15 protein-coding genes are annotated in these 21,440 nt (G+C 73.2%); 11 read left to right on the top strand and 4 right to left on the bottom strand.

Annotation, left to right across the window (positions count from 1 at the left end):
* Positions 1-2 precede the first annotated feature (2 nt).
* A complete protein-coding gene (locus SKED_RS02120) occupies positions 3-1,820 on the bottom strand; it encodes a sugar ABC transporter permease (RefSeq protein ID WP_012865469.1) in 1,818 nt (605 codons plus the stop codon).
* 130 nt (positions 1,821-1,950) lie between these two features.
* On the opposite strand from SKED_RS02120, the gene SKED_RS18800 reads away from it, so the two are divergent.
* Both SKED_RS18800 and SKED_RS02110 read left to right on the top strand, forming a co-directional pair.
* The gene (locus SKED_RS18800; RefSeq protein WP_012865468.1) at positions 1,951-5,544 is read left to right on the top strand and encodes a chitobiase/beta-hexosaminidase C-terminal domain-containing protein; all 3,594 of its coding nucleotides are present in this window, start codon (positions 1,951-1,953) and stop codon (positions 5,542-5,544) included.
* An 87-nt stretch (positions 5,545-5,631) separates the two neighbouring features.
* Positions 5,632-6,849, top strand: a complete 1,218-nt coding sequence (locus tag SKED_RS02110) for an amidohydrolase (RefSeq protein WP_012865467.1) — start codon at positions 5,632-5,634, stop codon at positions 6,847-6,849.
* A gap of 30 nt (positions 6,850-6,879) precedes the next feature.
* Here SKED_RS02110 and SKED_RS02105 read toward each other — a convergent pair whose 3' ends face one another.
* On the bottom strand, positions 6,880-7,542 hold the full coding sequence (locus SKED_RS02105) for a CatB-related O-acetyltransferase (RefSeq protein WP_012865466.1): 663 nt from the start codon (positions 7,540-7,542) through the stop codon (positions 6,880-6,882).
* A gap of 195 nt (positions 7,543-7,737) precedes the next feature.
* Between SKED_RS02105 and SKED_RS02100 the strand changes: the two genes are divergently transcribed.
* Positions 7,738-8,796: a LacI family DNA-binding transcriptional regulator gene (locus tag SKED_RS02100; RefSeq protein ID WP_012865465.1), complete on the top strand. Its 1,059-nt coding sequence runs from the start codon at positions 7,738-7,740 to the stop codon at positions 8,794-8,796.
* Between the two features lie 173 nt (positions 8,797-8,969).
* Positions 8,970-13,202, top strand: a complete 4,233-nt coding sequence (locus SKED_RS02095) for a glycoside hydrolase (protein ID WP_012865464.1) — start codon at positions 8,970-8,972, stop codon at positions 13,200-13,202.
* Positions 13,203-13,327: 125 nt separating this feature from the next.
* On the opposite strand, the gene SKED_RS02090 is transcribed toward SKED_RS02095, so the two are convergent.
* Positions 13,328-13,573 (bottom strand): hypothetical protein, encoded by a 246-nt coding sequence (locus tag SKED_RS02090; protein ID WP_012865463.1) that lies wholly within the window; start codon positions 13,571-13,573, stop codon positions 13,328-13,330.
* 223 nt (positions 13,574-13,796) lie between these two features.
* Between SKED_RS02090 and SKED_RS02085 the strand changes: the two genes are divergently transcribed.
* The 7 genes from SKED_RS02085 to SKED_RS02060 all read left to right on the top strand — a co-directional run bounded on the left by SKED_RS02085 (position 13,797) and on the right by SKED_RS02060 (position 20,467).
* The gene (locus SKED_RS02085; protein ID WP_012865462.1) at positions 13,797-14,951 is read left to right on the top strand and encodes an SLC13 family permease; all 1,155 of its coding nucleotides are present in this window, start codon (positions 13,797-13,799) and stop codon (positions 14,949-14,951) included.
* Positions 14,952-15,376: 425 nt separating this feature from the next.
* On the top strand, positions 15,377-16,075 hold the full coding sequence (gene pnuC / locus SKED_RS02080) for a nicotinamide riboside transporter PnuC (protein WP_012865461.1): 699 nt from the start codon (positions 15,377-15,379) through the stop codon (positions 16,073-16,075).
* A 216-nt stretch (positions 16,076-16,291) separates the two neighbouring features.
* Positions 16,292-16,444, top strand: a complete 153-nt coding sequence (locus tag SKED_RS20225) for a hypothetical protein (RefSeq protein WP_012865460.1) — start codon at positions 16,292-16,294, stop codon at positions 16,442-16,444.
* A 240-nt stretch (positions 16,445-16,684) separates the two neighbouring features.
* Positions 16,685-17,113 carry a peptidase inhibitor family I36 protein gene (locus SKED_RS02075; RefSeq protein WP_081447889.1) on the top strand — a complete coding sequence of 143 codons (429 nt, stop codon included), beginning with the start codon at positions 16,685-16,687 and terminating at the stop codon, positions 17,111-17,113.
* Positions 17,114-17,364: 251 nt separating this feature from the next.
* On the top strand, positions 17,365-18,492 hold the full coding sequence (locus SKED_RS02070; protein ID WP_012865458.1) for a hypothetical protein: 1,128 nt from the start codon (positions 17,365-17,367) through the stop codon (positions 18,490-18,492).
* The gene (locus SKED_RS02065) at positions 18,489-19,277 is read left to right on the top strand and encodes an RNA polymerase sigma factor (protein ID WP_012865457.1); all 789 of its coding nucleotides are present in this window, start codon (positions 18,489-18,491) and stop codon (positions 19,275-19,277) included. Before SKED_RS02070 ends, SKED_RS02065 begins: the two co-directional genes overlap by 4 nt.
* Positions 19,274-20,467, top strand: coding sequence for a hypothetical protein (locus tag SKED_RS02060; RefSeq protein WP_012865456.1), 1,194 nt, complete (start codon positions 19,274-19,276; stop codon positions 20,465-20,467). The genes SKED_RS02065 and SKED_RS02060 overlap by 4 nt, the downstream gene beginning before the upstream one ends.
* A gap of 117 nt (positions 20,468-20,584) precedes the next feature.
* Here SKED_RS02060 and SKED_RS02055 read toward each other — a convergent pair whose 3' ends face one another.
* Complete coding sequence (locus tag SKED_RS02055; protein WP_012865455.1) at positions 20,585-21,313, bottom strand: ABC transporter ATP-binding protein; 729 nt, start codon at positions 21,311-21,313, stop codon at positions 20,585-20,587.
* Positions 21,314-21,440: the final 127 nt, after the last annotated feature.

Raw genomic sequence — 21,440 nt, 5'->3', positions numbered from 1 at the left:
ACCTAGTCTGCAGACCGGCGCCCTGCCCGCAGTGCGATCCGGTCAGTGGCGACAAGGCACAGCGCGCCGAGCAGCACGAAGACGACGAGCACCCCGAGCGGCGCCACGAGCCCGAAGGGCACAGGCTCGAGCTCTGCGCTGGGCGTGGCTGCGACCCGGACGAGGATCGGGGTCGAGGTGTTCGAGCCGTAAGAGATGACGAGCGGCCAGAGGTACTGCTGGGCGTGCACCCACGCCGTGACGAGCCCGCTGAGCCCGACGAGGCCGAGGACCGGCACCAGCGCAGAGCGCACCGCGTCCGCCTGACCGGCGTCGCGGCTGCGACGGACGCCCGCGAAGACCAGCGTGAACAGCACGAGCAGCGGCACGCTGAGCCACAGCGGTGACACGAGCCCGCGCAGCGTCCCGAGGGTCCCGGCGTCCACGCCGTCCTCGAACAGCGCGGGCAGCAGCGACGTGGTCCCGACCAGCAGGAACGGCGCGAAGGCGAGGAGCAACCACTCGCTGCGCCGCCCGGCGGGGCGCAAGAACCCGATGCCGAAGCCGCCGACCACGGCGACCGCCACGACCACAAGACCGGTGAGGACCGACGACACCCACGTGGTGGTCTGCAGCGTCCCGGCGTCGATCCCCGGGACGACGTCCGTCTCGAGGACCCCTCGCAGCCACGACCACCCCAGCACGACAGTCCCGACCGCGAGCGCCGACACCAGCACCACGGAGAGCACCGACAGGAGCCGTGAGCGGGCAGACGCGGCGTCAGCGGGCACGACACCGGCCTCGACGGTGGTCGCGCGATCGGCCGTCGCGCCCTTCGCAGCACCTACCTCAGCACCAGACCCCGCCGCGACACCGCGGGGCACGATCTCGACGCGGGTCCGGACGGCGAGCACGAGGGCGACGAGCACGACGCCCACGAGAGCCGTCGGGACGAGCAGCAGGGCGAGGGCGGCGCTGCCGATCGGCAGGTCGTAGCGGATGAACACCCACTCGTAGACGAGCATCCCCGGGGTGGTGGTCCCGCCCGCCGAGAGGTCGGCGGTGAGCAGCAGCGGGGCCGTGGTGACCATGAGGCTGAGGGTGGTCACGGCCAGGATGACGACGGCGGTCACGACCCCAGAGGCCGCCCACCCCGCGCGGGAGCGTGCGGAGCGTCGCATCGCTGCGAGGTAGAGGGTCGCGGAGAGCGCCGCGACGATCCCGACGACGGAGAGCCCGCCGATGATCACGAGCTCGGCCTGGGTGGTCCCGACGGCCTGCGCGCGCTCGCCGGTCTCCTGGATGGTGCCCGCACGCGCCGAGCCCCACTGGGCGACGTAGTACGCGACGGGGCTGACGCAGAACAGGGGCACGGCGAGCAGGCCGCGGCTCACGAGGCGGGTCGCGCGGCCGGCGCGGCTCGCCACGGCGGCGACCAGCGGGCCGAGCACGAGCGCGGCAGCGAGGGGGATCAGCGAGTACGCGAGCGCACGCCCGACGGAGTCCCGGAACCCCTCGTCCTCGAGGACCGCGCGGAAGTTCGCGGCGCCGACCGAGCCGGACACCTCGAAGAAGCCGACGGCGTCCCGGGTGGCGAGCTGCACGAGGCGCAGCGCGGGGAGCAGGTACTGGAGCACGGCGAGCGAGAGCAGCGCGACGACCACGAACCAGCCGGCGAGACGCGCGTTGCTGATCCTGGTGCGTCCGGTCCCGGTGGACCCGTCGGCGTCGGTGACGCCTGCCTGCGGGGTTGCGGTGCCGGCCGGTGTGCTCGGCGCGCCAGCACCCTCCGTCCCTCGGTCCGTCGGTGCGGGCACGGGCTCGGGGGAGGTCTGATCCATCGGGCGACCGTAGCAGCGATCGTTGACAGGCCCTCCCTCGCGCCGTTAGCGTGCGTGATGTTCACGTAAACATCACGGTCTGCGCAACGGTGCGCCGACCGGTACGGAACCCGAGTCCCGAGGACCGCCCATGACGACGACGTCACCCCGCTCGCCACACCCACCCCGTCCCTCCCACTTCCCGCCCGCTCCGGCCCGCTCGTCCGGGCTCCACCGAGGCCGCCGGCACGCAGCGCTCGCCACCCTCACCGCCGCCGCGCTCGCCCTCACCCTCGCCACCCCGGCCGCGGGAGCGGGAGCGACCCTGACCGCCTCAAGAGCCACCGCCAGCACGACGACCGGCCTGGCGCTGGCTGCCGACGCCGACGCCCCGACCGCCCTCGCCCGCCCGGTGGTCCTCGCCACCTACGCGGACGAGGCCCCGGCCCTCCCGGCCCAGGTCGAGGTGACGACCGGTGGCGGCACGACCCGCCTCGCCGACGTCGTCTGGGACGTCGACGACTACGTGTTCGACGCGCACTACCGCTCCGTCGCGGTCACCGGCACCGTCGAGGAGACGCTCCCCGTGGAGGCCCAGGTCGAGGTCGTCCCGCGTGGTGTCGAGTACTTCGTCGACTCGGGCGCCGTCACCTCGACCCCGCCCTTCGACGCCGTCGCGGCCCTCGCCGGGAGTGCGGGCGACGGCACCCTGCGCCACACGGTCGCCGACCAGCGGGCGACGACCGGCTGGGGGTACGTCAACGACGGCGACACCTCCGTCGGCGTCCGCGCCTCGACCAACCCCCTCGACAAGGACGCCGGAGGCCTGTGGGCACGGGGCAGCGGCGCGGGCGCCCAGCCGATCGTCTACCGGCTGCCCCTGGAGGCCGGCGAGCACACCGTGACCGCCGGATTCCGCGAGTGGTGGAGCGGCCCCCGCACCATGTCGGTCACCCTCGTCTCCCCCTCGGGCCAGCGCTCCGTGGTCTCCCCGAGCGTCGTGGTGAGCAACGCCGCGGGCCGCACCACCGCGATGGTCTCCGCGACCGTCACGGTCGACGAGCCCGGTGTCTCCGAGCTGCGCGTCGAGCGCGCCGCCGGCAGCGAGGCCCCGACCCTCGGCTGGTTCGCGGTCGCCGCGGGCCGCGTCGACGTCGACACCGCCCCGGTGGTCGTCGCCGCCCCGACCATCACCCCGGGCGACGGCGCCTACTCCACCGCCCAGACCGTCACCGTCGCCAGCCCCACCGCGGGTGCCTCGGTCTACGTGACCACCGACGGCTCTGACCCCTCGCGCAGCAACGGCTCGCTCTACACCGAGCCCTTCGTCCTCGACAGCACCACGACGGTCAAGGCGCGCGCCTACCGCAACGGCACCGCGAGCGCGGTCGCGACCTCACGGCTGAGCATCGAGCTCGTGCCCGAGGATGGCTACGAGGCCGTGCCGGTGGGCCGGACGTGGTTCGACACCGCGGGCAACCCGATCCAGGCGCACGGCGGCGGGTTCCTCGAGAAGGACGGCTGGTACTACTGGGTCGGCGAGAACAAGGCCCACGACGGCGCCGTGCTGCTCGGTGTGAGCCTGTACAGGTCGCAGGACCTCAAGAACTGGGAGTACGTCAAGGAGCTCGTCACCCAGGACTCCGCCCCGGAGCTGAAGGACTCCAAGTGGGAGCGCCCGAAGCTCGTCTACAACGCGAAGACCGACATGTTCGTGCTGTGGGGCCACTGGGAGCGTGCGGGCGACTACTCCGCCTCGCACCTCGTGGTCGCGACGAGCCCGACGGTCGACGGCGACTACACCTTCGTCAAGCACTTCCGTCCGGGAGTCGGCGAGGTCACGACCGAGCACGAGGACCCCACCTACACCGGGGGCGACGGCCTCTGGGGCTACGGCTCGCGCGACTTCACGGTCTTCAAGGACCCGGACAGCGACAAGGCGTACCTGCTGTCCTCCGAGGACCACACGAGTATGCGCCTGTACCCGCTGACCGACGACTACGCCGACGTCGACTGGGAGGCCTCGTTCCCCGTGTTCGAGGGGCAGGGCCGGGAGGCACCTGCCGTCGTGAAGATCGGCGAGTACTACCTGGCCTTCACCTCGGGCCAGTCCGGCTGGTACCCGAACCAGACGCGGGTCGCGTGGACCAAGGACATCGCCGACCCCGACGGGTGGTCCGAGCCCGTGCTGGTCGGCAACAACACGTCGTTCTACAGCCAGCCGACCAACATCATGACCATCGACCGCCAGGACGGCGGGCGTGAGTACGTGTACATGGGCGACCGCTGGAACTCGAAGAAGCTCGGGACCTCCACCTACGTGTGGCTGCCGTTGAGCATCGACCCCGCCGACCCGTCGACGGTGTCGCTCGACTACCGGCCGGCGTGGAGCCTCGACTCCGCGACGGGCGCCATCGACTACCCGGAGGACGTGCTGGTCTCCGAGGGGAAGCCGGTCACCGCGGACGCGGTCGACGAGGCGCACGCCGCCTCGGTGGCCAACGACGGCGAGTACACCAACACCGCGACGTGGGGCGACAGCTCGGCGTACTTCCAGCCCACAGGCGTCCCCTTCAGCTGGACGGTCGACCTCGAGGAGGTCCAGGACCTCAGCCGCGTGGACCTCAGCTTCCGCAGCTACAACGGATCCGAGGCGTACCACGGGTACACGGTCTCGGGCAGTGTCGACGGCACCACGTGGACGCAGCTGGTGGGGCAGCTCGGCAACACCACGGTCGGCTTCACCAGCGACCCGCTGGCCGGGCAGTACCGGTACGTGCGGCTCGACGTCGCGCAGGTGGTCAACTCCCACAACGGCAACGCGGCCGCCTGGGCCGCAGGCCTCGTCGAGGTGCAGGTCTACGCGCACGAGGAGGAGGCGCAGGCCGCCGAGACGGTGACCATCGACCTGCCCGAGCCGGCCGCGAGCGGCTGGCACACCACGGCACCGGTGCTCACCGTCTCGCGCGACGACGGTCAGGCCGGGCCGCAGGAGGACGACGTCGCGCAGGCGGCCGAGGGGGCCGTCGTCGCGGCTGCGGCCGGACCGGGGGCCGAGTACCGGCTCGACGGCGGGCCGTGGACGGTCTACTCCGAGCCCGTGGTCGTCGGGGACGGCGCCCGCGTCGTCGAGGCGCGGGCGACCGACGACGGCGTGCCGTCGACCGCGGTGTCCCGGGCCGACGTCGCTGTCGACACCACGGCACCGACCGTGGCGCTGGTGGTCGACGACGCCCGGCTGCTCACGGTCGAGGCGACGGACGCGACCTCGGGCGTCGCCCGGGTCGAGGTGTCCTTCGACGGCGCGGACTGGGTCGCGCTCGTGGCCCCGGTCCAGCTCGACGACGCCGCGACGGTGGTCCGTGCGCGGGCCGTCGACGTCGCCGGCCTGGTGAGCCTGGTCGGGGAGGCGTCCGTCCCCGCGGCGGTCGTCGACCCCGAGCCGACGGTCGACCCGACCGACGGGCCGACCACACCCGGTGAGCCGACGGCACCCCCGACGGACCCGGGCACGGGCGCCGTCGGCGGCGGGGGCCAGGGCACCGTGGGCTCGGGGACAGTGGGCTCGGGCACCGTGGACGCGACGCCCGGGGCCACGACCTCGACGACGTCGGGTCTCGCAGCGACCGGCGCCAGCGTGGTCGTCGCCGCTCTCGCCGCGCTGCTCCTCGCGGCCGCCGGGGCGCTCGTCGTGGCACGACGACGGGCTCCCGGCAGCACACCGGAGGCCGGCAGCCGCGGCTGAGCCGACCGCCACCCGGCCGGGCACCTGCCACGACACGACGTCGTGACGCGTGCGCGGCCGGGTGCGGGCCCCCTAGGGTGATGAAGCATGAGCCTCGACCTCGCCGATCTCTACCGCGACCTGCACGCCCACCCCGAGCTGGCCTTCGCCGAGACCCGGACGGCCGGCATCGCCGCCCGCCTCCTGCGTGAGCTCGGCCTGGAGGTGACCACGGGCGTCGGCGGCACCGGCGTGGTCGCCGTGCTCGAGAACGGGGACGGACCGGTGGTCGCGCTGCGCGCCGACATGGACGGCCTGCCCGTCGAGGAGCGCACCGGCCTCGACTACGCGAGCACCGTCCGGACCGTCGGACCGGACGGCGTCGAGGTCCCCGTCATGCACGCCTGCGGGCACGACGTGCACGTGACCTGCCTCGTGGGCGCCGTCGAGGACCTCGTCGCCCGGCGCGGCACGTGGTCCGGGACGCTGGTCGCCGTGGTCCAGCCCGCCGAAGAGCTCGTCGCCGGTGCGCAGGCGATGGTCGACGACGGTCTCGTCGAGAGGTTCCCCAGGCCTGACGTCGTCCTCGGGCAGCACGTGGCCCCGCTCCCCGCCGGGATCGTCGGGCTGCGGCCGGGACCGACGATGGCCGGCTCGGACTCGGTCTCCGTGACCTTCCACGGGCGCGGCGGGCACGGCTCTCGCCCGCAGACCACCGTCGACCCGCTGCTCACCGCGTGCCACGCCGTCGTCAGGCTGCAGAGCATCGTGTCCCGAGAGTCCGAGCCCGGCGAGATCGTCGTGGTCTCCGTCGGTGCGATCCACGCGGGCAACGCGGACAACATCGTCCCCGCCGAGGCGACCATCGACGTCAACGTGCGGACCGTGAGCGAGCAGAGCCGCACCCGGGTGCTCACCGCCGTGCGCCGCATCGTCGAGGCCGAGGCCGCCGCGGCCGGCATGACCACCCCGCCGACGGTCGTCGAGAGCAAGCACGCACCCGCGACCGTCAACGACGAGGCGGCGACGGCCCGCGTCCGGGCGACCTTCGTCGAGACCTTCGGCGAGCACGCCGTGATCGACCCGGGCACCGTCACCGGGAGCGAAGACGTCGGCGCGATCGCCACCGCAGCCGGTGCCCCGCTGGTCTTCTGGTTCTTCGGAGGCGCGGACCCCGCGGCCTTCGCCGCCGCCGCGGCAGCCGGGACGCTCGACAGCGACGTCCCGAGCAACCACTCGCCGTTCTTCGCCCCCGTGGTCCAGCCGACCCTCGACGTCGGCGTGGCCGCCCTCAGCGTGGCGGCGCGGGAGTGGTTCGGGCGGTAGCGGCGGTCCGGGCGGTAGCGCCGCGGCCTCTCACACGGCGTCGCGGAGCGCCCGCCCTGCCGCCTCGAGCTCGTCGACCGTCCCCGCCATGATGGTGCGCTGGTGGGCGGTCACGTGCTCGACCGGCCAGTCCCACCACGCCACGGCGAGCAGCCGGTCGACGGTCTCGTCGTCGAAGCGGCGCCGGATCAGCCGCGCCGGGTTCCCGCCGACCACCCCGTAGTCGGGCACGTCCTTGACCACGACCGACCCCGCCGCGACCACGGCTCCGTGGCCGATCCGCACGCCGGGCATGACGGTCGCGCCGTTCCCGATCCACACGTCGTGCCCCACGACCGTGTCGCCGCGGCTCGGCAGGTCGACGAGCAGGTCGACGTTCTCGGCCCACGAGCCGCCCATCGAGGGGAACGGGAAGGTCGACGGGCCGTCGAGACGGTGGTTGGCACCGTTCATGAGGAACCGCACGCCGGTCGCGAGGGCGCAGTACCGGCCGATGACGAGGCGCTCGGGGCCGTAGTGGTAGAGCACGTTGCGGGTCTCGAAGGCGGTCGCGTCGTCGGGGTCGTCGTAGTACGTGAAGTCGCCCACCTCGACGAGCGGCGACGTGACGAGGGGCTTGAGCAGCACCACGCGCGGCTGTCCCGGCATCGGGTGCAGCGTCGACGGGTCGGGCGGCGGCACGGCGTGCGTCATGGGTGATGTCTCCTCGGGGCGGCAGGGGCGGCCGCGGCGGTCACGACCACCGGGGCGACGACCACGATCCCAGGGATCCCGCGGCTCCGCACGGTCTTTCTCCCCGCTCGACAGCCACCTCGGCGGCCACCGGAGAGCGAGCCTGCCCGGGCCCCGGTCCGCAGAGACGGACCCGGCCGGTCCTATCATCGGTCCATGACCTCCGGCGACGACTCTGCCGAGCCCGTGGCCAGGCGTGCGGCACGGCCTCGCTCTGGCCCGTCGATCGGTGACGTCGCCGCCCTCGCCGGGGTGTCTGCCCAGACCGTGTCACGCGTGTCCACGGGGGCGGAGCGCGTCCGGCCGGAGACCCGCGAGCGCGTGCTGGCCGCGATGGACGAGCTCGGGTACTCCCCCAACTACGCGGCGCGGGCGCTGCGGTACGCGCACTTCGACACGATCGGGGTCATCGCCCACCGTCTCGCCCGGACCGGAGAGGCGCGCACCTTCGAGGCAGTCGTCGACGCCGCCCGTCTCGAGGGGTACACGGTGACGCTGGTCGACGTGCAGTCACCGTCGTCGGACGAGATGACCGCGGCGGCGGCCCGGTTGACGCACCAGGCGATCGACGGGCTGGTGATCATCCGGGCCGAGGAGCAGAGCCCGGAGACGCTGGCCCTGCCCGCCCGGATGCCCGTGGTGGTCTCGGACTCGCGCTTCGTCACCCACCACCCCGCGGTGGCGACCGACCAGGCGGCCGGGACGCGGGCGGCCGTGGAGCACCTGCTGGGCCTGGGCCACGAGACCGTGCACCACCTCGCCGGGCCGGCGGACTCCTCCCCCGCCGGGCTGCGGGTCGACTCGTGGCGCGCCTGCCTCGTCGCGGCCGGTCGGCCGGTGCCCGAGGTGGTGCGGGGCGACTGGTCGGCGACCTCCGGCTACGAGCAGGGTCTGCGCATCGCGGCCGACCCCGAGGTCACGGCGGTCTTCTGCGCCAACGACGAGATGGCGGCCGGCCTGTACCGGGCGCTGCACGAGACCGGCCGGAGCATCCCGGAGGACGTGTCCGTGGTGGGCTTCGACGACATCCCGCTCGCCGAGCACCTCTGGCCCCCGCTGACCACCGTCGCGCAGGACTTCCACCAGATCGGCCGCGAGCTGGTGGACCTCCTGCTGCGTCAGGTCCGCGACGGGGAGAGCCTCACCGACGTGCGCTCGCTGCTGCCGGTCGAGCTCGTGGTCCGGGCGAGCACGGCCCCACCGCGCGCCCGCTGAGCCCCTGCCCACCTCAGCCGCTCCCCCGCCGCACCTGAGCCTCCGCCTCCCCGGGGCGGGTGAAGCCCAGGGCCCCAGAGCCTTGACATGTTTACGTGAACATCGCAGGATCGTCGGGAGGTCCTCCAACGTCGGCGGACCACCAGGTCCATCCAACGGCGGAAGGCACACCGATGAACAGCACCCCCTCGCGGACGAGGAGGTCCACCGCGGTCGTCGCGGCCGCAGCGCTCTGCGCGGCCGGTCTCGTCGCCACGGTCCCAGCAGCAGCACCGGCCCAGGCGGCCCCGACGCCCGTCGTCATCACACCGAACCCGGCCGTCCCCGGCCCGGAGTTCCAGGGCTGGGGCACCAGCCTCGTCTGGTTCGCCAACGCGACCGGCGACTACCCGGAGGAGATCCGCGAGGAGCTCTACCAGCTGCTCTTCGGCGAGGAGGGCCTCGACCTCAACGTCGCCCGCTACAACATCGGCGGCGGCAACGCCTCCGACGTCCCCGACTACCTGCGCCAGGGCGCGGCGGTCGAGGGCTGGTGGAAGGACGACCCCACCGGGGCCGCGGCCACCGGCGTGCCCACCACCTACGCCGAGCGCGACGCCTACCTCAAGGCCTGGGACGCCGACGACGACGCCTCCTACGACTGGGACTCCGACGAGACGCAGCGCTGGTGGGTCGAGAAGCTCGCGCAGAACCGCGACGACATGGTCTGGGAGGCCTTCAGCAACTCCCCGCCGTACTTCATGACCAAGAGCGGCTTCGTCACCGGGTCCATGAACAAGACCGACGAGCAGCTGCTCCCCACAGACGACGCCCCGCAGAAGTTCGTCACCTACCTCACCAAGGTCACCGAGCGCCTCGAGGACACCTACGGCATCGAGTTCTCGACCCTCGACCCCTTCAACGAGCCCTGCAACGGCTACTGGGGCACCCCCGCCCTCGGGACCGACGGGTGGCCCAAGACCGGCGGCACCGTCCAGGAGGGCGCGCAGATCTGCCCCGGCACCGGCGCCAACGACCAGCAGAACGTCATCAACCTGCTCTCCGCCACCCTCGCCGGGTCGAGCACCGACGCCATCATCTCCGCCAACGACGAGACCAACCCCGGGCGCTTCGTCGAGGCCTGGAACCAGTACGACGCGCAGACCCGCGCGGCCGTCGGCCAGCTCAACGTGCACACCTACGGCACCGGCAGCCGCCTCGTGGCCCGCGACATCGCGAAGACCAACGACAAGCCGCTGTGGATGAGCGAGGTCGGCGGCGACTTCGTCGGGACCGGCTTCAACACCACCACCATCACCGGCGGCCTGGGCATGGCCCAGCGCATCACCGACGACCTCCGCGAGCTCGAGCCGGACGCCTGGGTGTTCTGGCAGGAGGTCGAGGACTACTACAACATGGAGAAGGTCGAGAACCTCAACTGGGGCTCCATCTTCATCGACTTCGACTGCAACGAGCCGGGCACTGTCGGCTACTCCGAGCGTCGCCTCGACGACGCCGGCTGGACCGCCGGGCAGCCGCTCCCCGACTCCGCGAAGTGCAAGATCGTCACGAACTCGAAGTTCAACACCGCGCGCAACTACACGCAGCACATCCGCCCGGGCGACCACGTCGTCCCGACGAACAGCACGCAGTCGACCGCGGCCGTGACGGCTGACGGCACCGGCGCCAACGTCGTGCACATCAACGACTCCACCTCCGCCCGCGCCGTGACCCTCGACCTCTCGAAGTTCGGCCAGATCGCGCCCGGCGCGACCGTGACCCCGATCGTCACGACCGAGGTCACCGACCCCGCGCACCCCGAGAAGAACGCACTCGTCGAGGGCACGCCCGTCGCGGTCGCCCCCGGTGCCACCTCCGTGACCATCGAGATCCCGGCCCGCTCGGTCACGACCTTCGTGGTCGACGGCGTCTCCGGCGCGGCCGAGGACGCCCTCCCCGTCCAGGACGGCGAGACCTTCCAGCTCGTCGGCGTCGGCTCCGGCCGGGCGCTCACCGCCGGTGCGACCGGCGCGAGCATCACCGACCTCGCGACCACCACCTCGGCCGTCGGCTCGCAGCTGTGGACCGCCCACGCCCTCCCGCAGGGCAGCGGCAGCCACGCGCTCCGCTACGTCCTCGAGGCGGCCGACGGCCGCGTGCTCGGCGCGACGCCCTCGGGCGTCGCCCTCAAGACCCAGAGCGTCGCCGACGCCCTGGCCGACCCGTCGTCGTGGTGGGCACTCAGCACCACGGACGGCTCCACGTGGTCCTTCGCGAGCGGGTCCCGCTCGCTCTCCCTCGAGGTCGGCGGCCAGTCGACGGCCAACAACGCCCCGGTGAGCCTGTGGCAGTTCGGCGGGGGCGCGCACCAGCGCTGGACCGTCCGCGACACCAGCATCGTCAGCGTGCCCGACGTCCCCGTGAGCACCGTCGCCGGCGTCGAGCCGACGCTCCCCGCCTCGGTCGTCCCCGTGTACTCCTACGGCAACGGCGTGGCCGCTCCCGTCACCTGGGACCTGCCCGACCCGAGCACCTGGGACGTCCTCGGCACCGTGACCGTGCTCGGCACCGGGACCGACGTCTTCGGCAACACCTTCGAGGCGCGGGCCGTCGTCGACGTCGGCGGCTTCACGTCGACCGACCCCGCCTCGGTGACCACCTACGCCGGGGCGAGCCTCTCCTCCGTCCAGGCCAGCGCACCGAGCACGGTCGCGGCGCAGGTCGGCGCGTCCACGCAGCGCTTCGACACCCCTGTCGTCTGGGACTGGACCGGCCTCGACGACGCGTCCTTCGCGGAGCAGGGCGTGGTCAGCGTGCCCGGCAGCGCCGAGTCCAACGACCCCGACGCCGACCCGGTCCCCGCCACGCTCTCCGTGGTCCTCGCCGCACCGGTCGTCGTGAACGTGACGCCGCAGGTGTCGAGCGCCGTCGCGTCGAGCGCCGAGAGCGGCTACCCGATCGACCGCACGTACAACCTCGCCACCGGCGACAAGGGCTGGTCCAACTGGGTCGGCACGAACAAGCCGACCACGAGCACTCTCCAGTACAGCTTCGCCAAGGCGCAGGACGTCCAGAGCGTCTCCACGTACTTCTACAAGGACGGCGGCACGACCAGCTGGGCGCAGACCATGACGGTCGACTACCTCACCCCCGGGGGCACGTGGACCCGCGTCCCGGACCCGGCGCTGACAGTCGAGGCGCCTGCCGACGGCAGCGCACCGAAGGTCGACGTCGACCTGGGCGGCGTCGAGACCACGAGCGTCAGGCTCACCCTGAACGCCTTCGCGAACACCCACATGATCGTCTCCGAGGTCGAGATCTACGCGACCACGGCGTCGACCTCCACGGTCGCCGACCTCGGCGCGCTGCGCGTCGACGGCACCGACGTCCCCGGGTTCTCCGCGGACGTCGAGGACTACACGGTCACCACCGCGGGCGCCCGCTACCCGCAGGTCTCCGCCGTGCCCGTCGACTCCCAGGCCACCGTCACGGTCGACCAGCCGACCGAGGAGACCGACGGGCTGGCCACGGTCACCGTCACCGCCCCGGACAGCACGACCACCCGCAGCTACACGGTGGACGTCGACCGCCAGGTCGCCGTCTTCACGGTCGCGGTCGCCGGCGACCCGACGGTCGGGTCGACCGTGACCGCCACGAGCGTCACCGACCCGGCCGACGCGACGGTCTCCTACCGGTGGCTCGTCGACGGCACCGAGGTCGGGACGGGCACCGAGCTCGTCCTCGCCGACGTCGCCGTCGGGGCCTCCGTGACGCTCGCCGCCACCGCCGAGCGCGACGGCCTCACGACGTCCGACGAGGTGCTCAGCGCCCCGGTGGTCGTCCGGGCCGTCACCCCCGACCCGGAGCCCGAGCCCACCCCGGGACCGACCGACCCGGAACCGACGCCTGGTCCGACCGACCCGGAGCCCACCCCGGGACCGACGGACCCGGAGCCTGAGCCGACCGAGCCCCCGACCGGGTCCGAGCCGACCGCTCCGACCCTGCCCGGCGCCGACGTGCCGTTCTCGGTGACGCTCTCGTCGACCAGCGTCCGTGCCGGCGGCACCCTCACCGTCGACGTCGCCGGTGCGACCGACGACGGCTCCGTCGAGGTGTGGCTGCACTCGACACCGGTCCGCCTCGCGGTCGTCCAGGCCGACGCGTCGGGCGCGGCCAGCCGGGTCGTCACGATCCCGGCGGCCACCGAGACCGGGACGCACCGCGTCCAGGTCGTCGACACCACGACGGGCGTCTCGGTCTGGTCCGACGACCTCACCGTCGCGCCGGCCGCGAGCGCCGCAGCGGACGGGTCGGGCCTCGCGTCGACCGGTGCCGAGGTGACGTCGCTCGTCGGCGTCGCGCTCCTGCTCCTCGGTGCAGGCAGCGTCGCCGTCCTCCGTCGCCGACGTCTGGCGCAGGACCGGTAGCCCCGGCCGGACCACCCGGCACCCGCAGCACGGCGCAGGCCGGGCCCCGCTCTCCGCGGTGGCCCGGCCTGTGCCGTGATCTGGTCCCCCTCGGGCCGGCCCGTCGTCGGGCGGCCGGGGTGACGTCAGTGCTTCGAGTGCTTCTTCGCCGCGTCGACGGCCTCGGAGACCTTGTCCTTGAGGACAGCGCTCTGGTCCTTGGCGACCTCGGCCGCCTTCTCCTGGACGCTCGACACCGCGGACTGCACGGAGTCGGACTCCCACACCTCGCGCGCGTGGCCCTTGATCGACTCGAAACGACGACGGCCGGCACGGGCACCGAGGACGTACCCGGCGGCGAGCCCGACGACGAACACCAGCTTGGACTTCATGAGGATCTCCTTGTCGTGCTGCGGTCGTGCTGCGGTCTGACCCCGGTCGACGCCTGGCGTCGCTCGACGGCCTCGCGGGCTTCGAGCGTACGTCTGTCGCCCGCCGCACGCAGGACGACACCGTCTCACCGCGGGCGGGCGGGCGGCGCGGGCGCCCCGGACGGCGCATGCTGGTCCCGGTGCGCCCGGACCGTGGCCACCACCGGCGATCTCGGAGGTGCTCGTGCGCTCAGCCGTCGTCGGGGCCGTGCTCCTCGTGGTCGGCGCCGTCACCGTGCTCACCGGGGTGCTGCCGACCTCCGAGGTGGCCGCCGTCGCGGAGCGGGTGTGGCCGGTCCTGCTCTTCGTCGTGATGGTGACCGTGGTGACCGAGCTGGCGGCCGAGGCCGGGCTGTTCACGGTGGTCGCCTCGCGGCTGGCCCGCTGGGGCCTGGACCGTGCCTGGCTCCTGTGGCTGCTCGTGGTGGCGCTCGCGACCACGAGCACCGTGTTCCTGTCCCTCGACACGACGGCCGTGCTGCTGACCCCCGTCGTCGTCCTGCTCACCCGTCAGGTCGGTCTGCCGCCGCTGCCCTTCGCGCTCACCACGGTGTGGCTGGCGAACACCGGCTCGCTGCTGCTGCCGGTCTCCAACCTCACGAACCTCCTCGCCGAGGGCCGGCTGGACCTCGGTAGCCCGGCGGGGTTCGCCCGGCTCATGGTCGGTCCGGCGGTCGCGGCGGTCGTCGTGCCCTGCCTCGTGCTCTTCGTGGTCTTCCGCCGCGACCTGCTCCGGCGCTACGAGCCGCGGGAGTCCGCCGCGCCCGACGACGTCGTGCTGCTCCGTGCGAGCGCCGTGGTCGTCGGCCTCCTGCTCCCCGCGCTGGTCTCCGGGGTCGAGGTGTGGGTCCCGGCCACGGTCGCGGCGCTCGTGCTCGTCGTGCTCTTCGCGGTCCGCCGACGTCAGGTGCTGCGGGTGGGACTGGTGCCCTGGCAGCTGGTCCTGCTCGCCTCCGGCCTCTTCCTGGTGATCGAGGCCGGTCACGCCGCGGGAGTCACGGGGTTCCTCGCGTCGGTCGCCGGGACGGGCGACTCCACCGTCGCCCTCCTCCAGGTGTCGGGGGTCGGCGCGCTGGGTGCGAACCTCGTGAACAACCTGCCGGCGTACCTGGCGCTCGAGCCCGTCGCGGACAGCCCGCTCCGTCTGGCAGCGCTGCTGGTCGGGGTCAACGCTGGGGCGCTCCTGACGCCGTGGGCGTCGCTCGCGACCCTGCTGTGGCACGCTCGGCTCGAGGCGCTCGAGGTCCGCATCTCGTGGTTGCGGTACGCGGCGCTCGGCCTGCTCGTCGTCCCGCCGACGCTGGTCGCGGCGGTCCTCCTGCTGAGCCTCGGCCGGTGAGAACAGCAGAAGGCCGAGGAGGCGGGATCACCGCCCCTCGACCTCCCGCCGAGTCCGACGGTCACTCCCCGCACCCCCCGGTGGCAGGGTGACAGCCGTTCAGGGACGAAGAGCCGTGGGAGGCAGGGCCCTCCAGCCCTGCCAGGCTCTTCGCTGACGCACACACTATGCACCGGGATGCGGACTTTTCGGGCCGCTGCGTGGTGCTGGGCGAAGATCGCGTAGCCCAGGGCCGAAGGTGAGGGGCGAGGCGCCCCGGTCTGCGTGCGCAGAGCACGGCGCCAGCGGGCGTCGCACGGTCCCTCAGCGCGGGAATGAAACCGGCCGGGCGAGCGCTGACACCCGAGGGTCGGCTGCCGTCCAGCGTCCGGCCGACCAGCCGACGCCCCGCAGGCGTCCGGCGGAGCCATCGACGGGAGCGACGCGTGGGACTCATCACCTGGCTGTTCGACGCGCAGCTCGTCGTCGGCGACCAGACCGTGCTGTGGCGCGAGATCATCGGCAACGTCTTCGGCCTGCTCTGCGCCCTGGGCGGCATGCGGCGCAAGGTCTGGGCCTGGCCGGTGGGCATCGCCGGGAACCTCCTGCTCCTCACCGTGTTCCTCGGGAGCGTCTTCGGCACGCCGTCGGCGGTGACGCTGCTCGGCCAGGCTGGTCGACAGGTGATGTTCATCGTCGTGTCGGTCTACGGCTGGGTCCGCTGGCGTCAGAGCCGCGAGTCGAACGGCGTGGGCGTGGTCCCGGAGTGGGCGACGCCCCGCCAGCGCACCGTCCTCGTGGTCGCCCTGGTGGGCGGGACGCTCCTGCTCACCCCGGCGCTGCGCGCCCTCGGGTCCTACGAGCCCGTCTGGGCCGACGCCTGGATCTTCACGGGTTCCCTCCTCGCGACCTACGGCATGGCCCGGGGCTGGGTCGAGTTCTGGCTGGTCTGGGTCGCTGTCGACCTGGTGGGGGTCCCGCTCCTGGTGAGCGCGGGCTACTACGCCTCCGCTCTCATGTACGTGTTCTACGGCGCGTTCACCCTGGCCGGGTTCTTCCTCTGGGCCCGGATGCGCCGGGCCGGCGACGCACAGGCGAGGCTCCTCGAGCCGCCCACGGTCGGCGTCACCTCTACCCGGGGCTGAGACCGCCACCCGCCGCGCAAGTGCTCGACCTGGGCGTCTCCGGGGAGCTGGGGGAGAACGCTCTCCACGCTCGCTGGGAGACCGCTGGACGAACCCTGCACCCCGCGACGACGTCCGTGACGAGCGCCACGCCCGCCCCTCTCAAGATGCGGGGGCCCGCAAGGGCTGGCAGGTTGGGGGTCTCCCGAAACTCGGGTCTATCTCTGAGGAGGAAACATGCCTAGTTGGCTCATCATTCTGCTCGTCGGCGTCGTCCTTCTCGTCCTGGGCTTCTCCGGTGTCGCGACGTTCCTCATCTACGTGGGCATCGCCGTCCTGGTCGTCAGCCTGATCCTCGGCTTCCTCGGCGGGCGCAAGACCCGCAGATGACGTCTTCTCGTCGGCCCTCGGCCTGACGGGACCGCCGCACCGGGCACTGCCCGGCACGGCCTCGAAGACCCCCGCACCTCACGGTGCGGGGGTCTTCTGCGTCTCCAAGACCAGGACCAGCCGCCGGAAGGGTGAAAGATGGGGTGATATCTCGCCAGATGCCCCCCTAAGACCGACATCTCTCCCTAACCTGTGACTTCTACCACGTCGTCCGACGTGACAAAGAAGGGACCGGGAGCGATGAACACTATGGATGCGCGAACCGTGCTGCGGCGGCGGCCGTTCTGGCGGACCGTCTCGACCATCGTGGTCGTGGGTCTGCTGGGACTGACACCGCTGTCAGCCACGGCATCTGACGACACCGAGGGTGCCGACGAGACCATGGGAGGTGTGCAGGTGCTGAGCCTCGACCAGTGCAGCAACGCCTTCTTCTGCCTCTGGAGCAACACCGGCTACACCGGCACCTTCACCCAGACGGCATCGACGAGCCCCGCGGGCGTCAACTCGACCACCGCGCGGTCGGTGTGGAACAGGACGGGCAAGGCCGTCCGGGTCTACTCCGGGACAGGCGGCACCGGCTCCAGCATCTGCTACGCGCCGAACGCGCGGTCCGGCACGATCTCGATCACGTCGCGGTCGATCGTCGTGCAGAGCGGCACCAGCTGCTGACGGCTCGTGGCAGGAACAGGCCAGCCCTCGCAGTCATCTGCAGGCGCCAGCCGCGACGAACGACAAGCAGGTAGCAGGTAGCAGGTAGCAGGTAGCAGGTAGCAGGTAGCAGGTAGCAGGTAGCAGGTAGCAGCACCGCACCACGGCCGGTGCGCGGCGGGCAGGAGGGGGCTCACCGCGCACCGGACCGGCTCGACCCGAGGACGACCGCCAGACCACGAGCGACACGACGACAGGGGACACAGGTGAGCATGGGCATCCGGGAGGACCGCGAGCTGACCGATCTGCACGACCTGCTCCGTGATCACGGCATGATCCCGGACATCCCTGACGCGCTGCTCACGGGCCAGGACGCGGAAGCGCTGCTGCGCCAGGTCCTCGAGAGCCCGCCCGGTGCGGCCGGCCTCCTCACCGACAGCCCCGTCGCGCGGCGCGAGACCGGCCGGACCGTCGGTCGCGGGCGGGCGCTCTCCGCAGTCGCCGCCGCGGTGCTGGTCGTCGCGCTCATCGGCGCGCAGACCACCCACCCGGCGACCGCGACGGCCGCCACACCGCCCCTGCTCGACTACACCCGGGCGAGCCCGTCGGACATCGCGACCGACGAGCTCCCTGACGCCCACGACGCCCTGCTCGACCTCGCGGCCGTGGCGCGCAGCACCCCCGAGCCCGCCCGTGACGGGCGGGTGCAGCACGTCGTCGCCCAGGAGTGGCTCCTCGAGACGACCATCACCGCCTCCCGCGGCGCTGAGCCGGAGAACGCGCTCTACCCGACGCGCACGGAGCTGTGGGTCGCGCCCGACGGGTCGGGACAGGTCGTGCAGCAGCGCTCCGCCGCGGTCACCTACGACGGCAGGCTCGACCCCGACGCGGGCCCGTCGACCGGCGGGACCGCGTCCGCGGACGACCTGCCGCCCGGGACCTGGGACGCGACGCTCGACGAGCGGCTGCCCCGCGACCCCGACGCCCTCGCCACCCAGCTCATCGACACCGCGGCCACCGAGTGCAGCCTCGACGGCTGGTCCGGGTACTGCCTCGGGGAGCAGATCCAGTCGAGGTTCCTCGGCTCGGTGGTGCCGCAAGACCTCGCCGGCAGCTTCTGGGAGGTCCTGGCCGCGGAGCCGACCGTGCGCCTCCTCGGGGAGACCACGGACCGCCTGGGACGTGACGGGACGGCCTTCCTCGTGCCCGTCCCCACCCTCTCCGGACAGCCTCAGGACGAGGACTCCGCCCTCGTCCTGGTGGTCTCCCCCGAGACCGGGCAGCTCCTGTCGAGCGAGACCCTGACCACGCGCAGCGCGCTGCTCGAGATCGACGAGCCCACCGTCACCGGGTTCTCGGCCGTGACGAGCTCCGGCTACACGCAGGCGGTGGGTCGATGAGCACCGCGCCCCACCTCGTGCAGACCGTGAGCGTCCCCCGGCGTCCCGGATATGGTTGTCCCGAGGGGGACGGGCAGGCTCCGGCCGCGCCGCTGCCCTCGCGTCCGCGCAGCGCGGCCGCCCCGGCGCACGAGGAGACGACGCACATCGCCAGCCGTCCTGGACGCGACCCCGCCGAGACCGGAGAGGCGGACCTCGCGCCGCCCCGCCTCCGCCTCGTCACGGGACGCCCGACGGCACCGGTCACCGACCCGGGGACCGGTCCCGCTCTCGACCCCGAGGCCGAGTTCAGCGCGCTGTTCCGCGCCATGCACACCGAGGTCCGCACCTTCGCCCTGCGACGCACCGACGTCGAGCTGGTCGACGACGTCGTGGGTGACACCTTCCTCGCCGTCTGGCACGGCTGGGACAAGGTGCCGTCCGACCACTCCGGGCGTCGCGCGTGGGTCTACGGGGTGCTGCGCAACAAGATCCTGCAGGCGACGCAGAACGCCGGTCGCCGCTCCAGGCTGCGCGCCAAGGTCTCGTCCCTGCGCCCGAGCGACCAGGGGCCGGTCGACGAGGCCATCGAGGCGCTGCGCGCCGCCCGCGACCTGCTCGACCTGCTCCCGCCCGGCGAGCGCGACGCCGTGGCGCTCACCGTCCTCGGCGGGCTCACGTGCGCCGAGACCGCCGAGGTGCTCGAGTGCTCCCTGAGCTCGGTCACCACACGGGTGTCCCGCGCACGGACCCGGCTGCGCACCATCCTGACCGAACGTGCCACCACCGGAGGTGAGCGAGCATGAACGACGACCTCACGTCTCACGACATCGAAGAGCTCCGCGCGCTCATGCGCGAGCACCACCTGCTGCCGGACGTCCCACCGGCACTCCTGGCACCCTCGACCGTCACCGGGGCGCACCGCACCGAGACGGACGACCCCGCGACCGCCGCCTCGGAGGCGATGCTCGCGCGCATCCTCGCGACCCCCCGCCCCGCCGCACGCCCCGAGCACGCAGCCGTCGCGGCCGCCGGCGGCGCGGTCGCGCGGGCGTCGCACGACCGTGGGGGCCGTGCCGGTGGGCTGCGCCGTCGCACAGCCCTGCTCGCCGTGGCGGCCGCGACAGCGGTCGTCGCCGTGGTCGTCCCGCAGATCACCTCGCCCTCGGAGGCGGTGGCGGGCGGCGCACCACCGCTGACCTACTCCCTCGGCGCCCCGGCCGACGCCTGGGGCACCTCGCTGCCCTCGGCGCACGACGCGCTGGAGGACCTGGCCGAGGTCGCCGGCGACGCACCAGACCTCCCCCGGACGGGCGACGTGCAGCGCATCGACCTCTTCTCGTGGGCGGGCGAGTACGACGCGTCCACCGGTGAGTCGGCGGTCTACCCGACGGGCGAGCAGCGCTGGCTCGCAGCCGACGGATCCGTCCGCGTCGACCAGCGCCGGGCGGACCCGGTCACCTACGACGGGCAGATCGACACCACGTCCGGGCCGTCCGCGGCGGGGGCCGAGTCGAGCGACTCCCTGCCCCCCGGCACCTTCGACCCGACGGCTGCGTCCGACCTGCCGACCGATCCCGACGAGCTCGGCGCCGCGCTGCTGGCGCAGATGCCGGAGGGCCTCGCCACGACGCCCGGTCAGGACGACGTGATCCTCGCGCAGTCCGTGGTGCAGCAGTTCCAGTTCACGGTGGTCCCGCAGGACGTGGCCTCCGGGATGTGGAGCGCCCTCGCCGACCACCCCTCCGTGCGCCTCGTCGGCGACACGACCGACCGCCTGGGACGCCCCGGCGTCGCCGTCGCCGTCCCGGACACGCTGAACGAGGAGTCCGGCGTCGAGACCGTCCTGGTGCTCATCATCTCCCCGACCGACGGTCAGCTCATGGGCACCGAGCAGGTGACCCTGACGTCACCGCTGCTCGACGTGGACGAGCCGACGGTCACGGAGTTCACCGCCGTCACCGGCCGCGCCTGGGTCCCTGCGCTCGGCGACTGAGCCCGGGTCGCCGCGCTCGGCGACTGCGCACGGACCACCACGGTCCGATGGTCGGCTGCGGTCGGCTGCTGCCCAGCGAGGCTGCTGCCCGTGCGGCTGCCGGCTGTCGCGGTCGTCTCAGGCGACGGCGAGCCGGCCGGCGTCGAGGCGCACCACGCGGTCCGCGGCCGCGGCGACGCAGTCGCGGGCGGTGACGAACACGACCGACGCGCCGGTGAGCCGCGGGACGGACAGCAGGAGCCCGGCGACGGTGTCGGCGGCGTCGCGGTCGAGGGACGTGGTGGGCTCGTCGGCGAGCACCAGCGCCGGGTCCAGGACGAGGGCCCGGGCGACGGCGACGCGCTGGCGCTCCTCCTCGGACATGTCCGAGGGGCGGCGGTCGGACAGGTGGACCGCGCCGACCGTCTCGAGCACCGCGAGGCCGCGCTCCTTGGCTGCGCGCCGGGCGGTGCGCCCGTGCTTGAAGTACCAGGGCAGCATGACGTTCTGGACGGCGGTGAGGGATCCCTCGAGGTGGAACGACTGGAAGACGTGACCGACCCGGGTGCTGCGCAGGCTGGCGACCTCGGTGCGGGCGAGCCCGCAGGTGCGGTGCCCGTCGATCTGCACGGAGCCGGAGGTCGGCCGGCGGACGAGCCCCAGGACGGAGAGCAGCGTGCTCTTGCCGCTGCCGGACCGGCCGGTGAGCGCGACGGAGGTCGCGGGCTCGACGGTGAGGTCGACGTCGTGGAGGGCTCGGAGGTCGCCGGTCGGGGACGGGAACACGACGGAGAGGGCCGCGAGCTGCGCGGCAGGCTGGCTGGTGACGGTCGCGACGGTGCGACGGGCCTGGGTGGTGATGGACATGATCTCCTCCGGATGTGCAGGAGGGGTGCGTCCGGCGCGAGGTCTCCCTCTCCCCAGCCGCACCCCTGTCCCGTGCGCCACAGACCTCCGCACACCTACCGGGTGACGCCCCCCTGCGACGTCCGGT

This window comes from Sanguibacter keddieii DSM 10542 (assembly GCF_000024925.1).
Lineage (GTDB): Bacteria > Actinomycetota > Actinomycetes > Actinomycetales > Cellulomonadaceae > Sanguibacter > Sanguibacter keddieii.
Note: the sequence above shows the minus strand (reverse complement) of the source record. Positions and strands in the feature narration are given on the sequence as shown.